This window comes from Streptomyces sulfonofaciens (genome assembly GCF_014656295.1).
Lineage (GTDB): Bacteria > Actinomycetota > Actinomycetes > Streptomycetales > Streptomycetaceae > Streptomyces > Streptomyces sulfonofaciens.
Genome location: NZ_BNCD01000066.1, coordinates 1 through 1,549, shown reverse-complemented (window position 1 = coordinate 1,549; position 1,549 = coordinate 1). Strand labels below are relative to the sequence as shown.

1 protein-coding gene is annotated in these 1,549 nt (G+C 69.1%); it reads right to left on the bottom strand.

Annotation, left to right across the window (positions count from 1 at the left end; all coding sequences use genetic code 11):
• Nucleotides 1-68: 68 nt before the first annotated feature.
• A complete protein-coding gene (locus IE313_RS34575; protein ID WP_189939333.1) occupies nt 69-1,286 on the bottom strand; it encodes an IS110 family RNA-guided transposase in 1,218 nt (405 codons plus the stop codon).
• Between the last annotated feature and the right edge of the window lie 263 nt (nt 1,287-1,549).

The window sequence follows — 1,549 nt, the reverse complement described above, 5'->3', positions numbered from 1 at the left end:
GGGGGGGTGCCTCTATGTCTTTCGTCAAGGTGTTCGGGTTCGGTTTGGGGTGGTTTGACTTGTGGGTGTCATGCGGCGAGTTCGATGTCGTCGGGGGTGCGGGGTTCGTAGAAGGTGCCGTCGCGGAGCATGGCGAACAGGACGCTGATGCGTTGGCGGGCGAGGCGGAGGAGGGCCTGGGTGTGGGTCTTGCCGCGGGCTCGCTGGCGGTCGTAGTAGGTGCGGGAGGCGGGGTCGGCGTTCATGCAGGCGAAGGCGGACAGGAACATGGCCCGTTTGAGCTGCCGGTTTCCGCCCCGTGGAGCGTGTTCGCCGTGGATCGAGGTGCCTGACGATTTCGTGGTCGGAGCGAGGCCGGCGTAGGAGGCGAGGTGGGCTGCGGTGGGGAAGCTGGTGCCGTCGCCGACGGTCACCAGCAGGACGGCGGCGGTCCTGACGCCGACGCCGGGCATCGACGTCAGGACCGGGGAAAGAGGGTGAGCCTCCAGCAGGGCGTTGATCTGGGCTTCCAGGGCCCGGCGCTGTTCGTGGACCGCGGCGAGCGAGCGGGCCAGGGAGGGCACGACGATGTCGAGGGTACCGGTGCCGGGCACGACGACGGTCTGTTCGTCGAGGGCGTCGAAGACGTCGTCGATCAGGCGCTGGGCCATGCGCGGGGCCTTGGGGCGGATGAGTTCGACGAGTCTTCGGCGGCCGGCTTTTCGCAGGGCGGCCGGGGAGCCGTAGCGTTCCAGGAGCCAGGTGACGGCCTGGTGGTCGAGGCGGGGGCCCAGGACGCGTTCGAGGCTGGGGTGGAACTGGGTGAGCAGGCCGCGTATCCGGTTGCTGGTGCGGGTGGCTTCTGCGGCGAGGTCCTGGTCGAAGCCGACGAGCACGGTCAGCTCGGCGGTGATCTCGTCGGTCAGTTCCAGCGAGCGCAGGGTGTGGGGCATCGTCCGGGCGGCGTCGGCGATGACCGCCGCGTCCTTCGCGTCGGTCTTGGCCTCGCCCGGGTAGAGGTCGGCGATTCGGCGCATGGCCAGGCCGGGCAGGTAGGCGACCTTGCAGCCCGCATCGCGGGCGACGGTCAGGGGGAGAGCGCCGATCGAGGCGGGCTGGTCCACGATCACCAGCACGGTGGCGAACTTCGCGGTCAGCTTGTCGAAGACGGCCCGCAGCTTTGGCTCGCTGTTCGGCATCTGTTTGTCGAAGACCGTCTTGCCGGCCGGGGTCAGCCCGTGGCCGTGGTGGTTGCTCTTGCCGACGTCCAGGCCGAGGAACACGCCCACGTCTTCGGTGTCGAACATCGTGCCCTTCCCAGGGTGGTGACGGTGCTGGCCTCGGCAGTGGTGTCGTACGCGCGCATCCACGTTATGCAGACCTGCCATCCGCGAACTGTCCGGCATTGCGCCGGACCGGGTGGCGGCCGGACCTCTCATCAGCGTCTCCGACGGCACCTCCCGGGCCCGGTGACACCACCCCCCAGGTCATCCGTTCGACAGGGGGCAACAGTCATGCCGGGCCCGGAGGCCAGCAGCCCTCTTGCAGGACCGCGGAAAAGATAACGGGG